This is a genomic window from Terriglobales bacterium (assembly GCA_035567895.1).
Taxonomy (GTDB): Bacteria; Acidobacteriota; Terriglobia; order Terriglobales; family Acidobacteriaceae; genus Gp1-AA112.
Genome location: DATMPC010000062.1, coordinates 1 through 3616, shown reverse-complemented (window position 1 = coordinate 3616; position 3616 = coordinate 1). Strand labels below are relative to the sequence as shown.

General features: G+C 55.7%; 6 protein-coding genes. 4 read left to right on the top strand and 2 right to left on the bottom strand.

Annotation, left to right across the window (positions count from 1 at the left end):
* Positions 1-412: hypothetical protein (locus tag VNX88_14075; protein HWY69793.1), on the top strand; the 412-nt coding region annotated here is incomplete at its 5' end.
* Between the two features lie 179 nt (positions 413-591).
* Here VNX88_14075 and VNX88_14070 read toward each other — a convergent pair.
* Positions 592-1209, bottom strand: a complete 618-nt coding sequence (locus VNX88_14070; protein HWY69792.1) for a PLP-dependent aminotransferase family protein — start codon at positions 1207-1209, stop codon at positions 592-594.
* Between the two features lie 40 nt (positions 1210-1249).
* Here VNX88_14070 and VNX88_14065 point away from each other — a divergent pair, with 40 nt between their 5' ends.
* On the top strand, positions 1250-1516 hold the full coding sequence (locus VNX88_14065; GenBank protein ID HWY69791.1) for an alpha/beta fold hydrolase: 267 nt from the start codon (positions 1250-1252) through the stop codon (positions 1514-1516).
* A gap of 357 nt (positions 1517-1873) precedes the next feature.
* Positions 1874-2338: a cupin domain-containing protein gene (locus tag VNX88_14060; protein ID HWY69790.1), complete on the top strand. Its 465-nt coding sequence runs from the start codon at positions 1874-1876 to the stop codon at positions 2336-2338.
* Here VNX88_14060 and VNX88_14055 read toward each other — a convergent pair.
* Positions 2319-2756 (bottom strand): hypothetical protein, encoded by a 438-nt coding sequence (locus VNX88_14055; protein HWY69789.1) that lies wholly within the window; start codon positions 2754-2756, stop codon positions 2319-2321. The genes VNX88_14060 and VNX88_14055 overlap by 20 nt on opposite strands.
* A gap of 264 nt (positions 2757-3020) precedes the next feature.
* Here VNX88_14055 and VNX88_14050 point away from each other — a divergent pair.
* On the top strand, positions 3021-3616 hold a 596-nt coding region (locus tag VNX88_14050), incomplete at its 3' end, for a hypothetical protein (protein HWY69788.1).

Here is a 3616-nt window from a genome sequence, read left to right as displayed (position 1 = left end):
CTTCCCGACCCGCGAGGAACTTCTACAGGCGGTTTATCGGGCGGAGTTGGAAAAGCTGGCCGAAGCCGAACAGAAGTTCACTCAGACGATGGCACCGACTGACGCACTGCGAGCTTGGCTATTGTTATTCGTTGATGCCATCGCAGCGAAGCAGCTCATCGCACCCGCGCTCAATACGTTGCTCGGTGATCCGAAGAAGGTGTTCGAAACCTCTTACGCGAAGATGCATCAGGCGATTCGCGCACTGGTGAAGCGCGGCGTAGAGAGCGGCGACATACGCAGCGATCTCGATCCAGTTGATTTACTCCGGGCTCTAATCGGCGTCTCCAATGTCGCGTCCGCGCCCGATTGGCAGCCAAGCGCCAGAAGACTAGTGGATATCCTCATCGCCGGCTCACGCCCCGCGAAGTAGGTCCGAGGATTCAGTCCCAAATCCCGAACGGAACCCTACAACTCGGATAGGTCAACACCAGCCGACTTGTAAGGACTAATCCCACCGTCAACGCTGGATAGCTTCCGGTTAGTGGACGATCCACCAACGAAACCCGTTCCCTAGAATTCGCTCCGTTTTGCGGCCGCTTGCCGTGTGTTCTAAGCACCGAATACTGTCGCCAGAACGTCGACTCCACGGCGTAGCTCAGCCGGAGTACAGCCCGCAAACCCAAGAGACAAAGCTCCGGGGTGAGAGTGGCGCTGTGAAAACTGTGAGAGGGCCGTGACTTCCAGACCTCGCGCCCGCGCCCGTTCGGCTACCGCAATATCCTTTTCGCCTGTCTTCAGCCACGCTATGGTGCGCATTCCCGAGGCAGCTTTCTGCACTTGCAGCATGCCGCCCAAACGCTGATTCGCAGCGTCGCACAGCGCTTCCAGGCGTTCTGCGTAGATTTGCCGCATTCGGCGAACGTGATGACCGAAGTGGCCATCGAGGATGAACTCGGCCAGAATAGCCTGATCCAGTGTTGGCGGATGCCGGTCCGTGAGCGTGCGGGCAACTGCAAACGGTTCCACTAGATGTGCGGGCAGCGCCAGGAAACCGAGGCGCAACGCGTTAAAAAGCATCTTGGTGAAGGTGCCGACATAAATCACGCACCCGGCGCGGTCCAGGCTTTGAAGCGCCGCCAGCGGTCGTCCAAAATAACGGTACTCGGAGTCGTAATCGTCCTCGATGACCGCCGAGCCTTCCGTCGCCGCCCAGTTCAGCAGTGACAAGCGCCGCTCCAACGACATCGCAGTTCCCAAGGGGAACTGATTGGCCGGTGTTACGCTGGATGTCTTTGCCGACTGGCAGGAGTATTTCCGTAAACGACAGCCCTCCATGCTGATCACTTGGGGCAAACACGATGGAATCTTTACAGTGGAGGGTGCTGAACTCTACAAAAGAGATATCCCCAGTGCAGAGCTCCATCTTTTCGACACGGGCCATTTCGCGTTGGAAGAAGAAGTGGATCGGATTGGGTCGTTGATGCATGAGTTTCTCGACCGCATTCAGAAAACGCGCAAAGCTGCATCCGCCTAACTTTGACAAGGGTTGCCACGGTTTCTGTTCCAATCGTAGCTGAGACATGCGCACGCAGAGGAGCTGGGTTTTCGCGATTTCTCCAGCTTGTTCCTGGTGAAGGAGAATCGCAGACAACTGGGAAACTCTGCGTGTTGCATTTCTTTTATAAAGGTCAGCTCAACATCACGGGTCTTTGCAATGGACGAACGAAGCGAAAGTGGGGCGCAATGCGAAATCTCAAATCTGGCGATCGAATTGAACTGTTCTACGAAGATTCCCCGGAAGCGACAATTCGCGCGACCGTTAGCCGTTTGACGAAGTCGGACCTTACGGTTATCGCAGCACATCACCGAAAGGACAGAAGCGAGGTATAACATGAAGAAGCTCATTCTCTCTGTATTTATCTTTACCTTCGGATTTGCCACGGCAATGCATGCCCCGCAAGTGAATACGCTCTTTACGAAACAGCTTCCAGAAGCACCGGGTAAAGAGATTGAAGTCATTACTGTCAATAACGCCCCAGGAGCCGTCGACGCGATCCACCGGCATGATGCGCATGCGGTTGTCTATGTTCTCGAAGGGGAAGTTGAGATGCAGTTTCGCGGAGGCACGCTTCAGCGGCTTGGTCCCGGGCAGGTATTTTACGAATCGCCTGAAGACGTTCATGCCGTAAGCCGTAACGCGAGTAAGACGAAACCAGCGAAGTTCGTCGTATTTTTCATCAAAAATGAAGGAGCACCGATTCTCACTCCCGTTCACGAGCTTCGGACGCGAGCATTGAATTTCTGCGATGAAACCATTTTGCATGAAGCAATATTCCTTACGTGGAGGCACGTATGAATTCAAAAACTGCGCTTATCATCGGAATGCAAAACCTGATAGCTCGGTCGAATAGCTGAATGATAAAGACGGTGAGACGTTCCCTGCCCTCACCTGAGTCGCTCAAGGAATCATAGATGTCGTGGAGCCCCGACACGACCGCAGTTCCAATAAGAAAGGAAAGCGCTCCGACCACCAGAATTACTGCAGTCGTGGAAAGCGCTGCCCCAGCGTTTCGGTTGCGGACCCAATGGCGGATCTTTGCCTGCACCGGATAAAACACGATGGCCAAGATGAATGCGAAGAGGATCGGCTTAAGGAAGGGAGCAACGAGAAGATAACAGAGATAGAGAGCCAGACCAGTAAGTCCCAAGAGAAAGACAACCCCCGTTCGACTTCTGATGAACCATCGCTGTGCCAGAATCCAAAGGCATTTCATTCGCCTGGCGGTTAATTTTCTCCAAGCTTCTCTCTTCATTTGCAGTTTCATTTGCGAATAACGTTTGAAGACCTGAGAGTCCCCCTGGCGAAGCAGCTGTGTCACCCACTCGGCGGCTACGCCGCCCGCACTGAGGCGAGTGGCATACGTGGATCGCAAATGGTAAATGCGAAACTAAGGAACCTTTGCTCGTCGGAGGGTCTTTTGCCAAACGGTCTTCAACTCTACTTGGTGTCCGGGCTGTGTTAAGCGGAGATCAGCGATTTGAATGCCCGAGAATCGAAGCTCATCGGGCTCGATGAAGCGATGGAAAGCGCCGTAGCGCGCATCGCTAACAAGAATATCGTTCCCGGCGGCGTCACCAACGGCGGCGCGCCGGGTGCAGCAGTGAGGGCATTAAGCGCCAATCACCCGAAACTGAACGGGCCGAATGGCCTGGCCTGCATGGTTGCAGGGTCGCTAGAAGAGGATTACCGGCCGCCCCCGAGGGCTACCGGCGACGAGCGCGCGCTGTGCATCTGCGGCTTTCGTAGGCGCGTATTCCTCAACAACGCGCAGCTTTATCTCCCCGGATGCAACCATGTTGCGGAGCAGTTCGAGCCATTCGGAACGTTCGAGGACACCGGACACCGTCATCGGCTTGATCTTGATTCCCCGTTCAGCGGGCTTGTCTCCCCAGCCGCGAACCGGAATGTAGATGCCCCCATCACGGATGGCGGCAAAGGACTCTTCCCCAAGGGACGCCGTGTCGAGCAGCGCGTCGACGCCATTGGGCAGCTCCCGGCGGATCGCCTTGGCGAAGCCGGGCCCGCGCTCGACCACGATATCGGCGCCGTAGCCGCGTACCATCTCGGCATCTG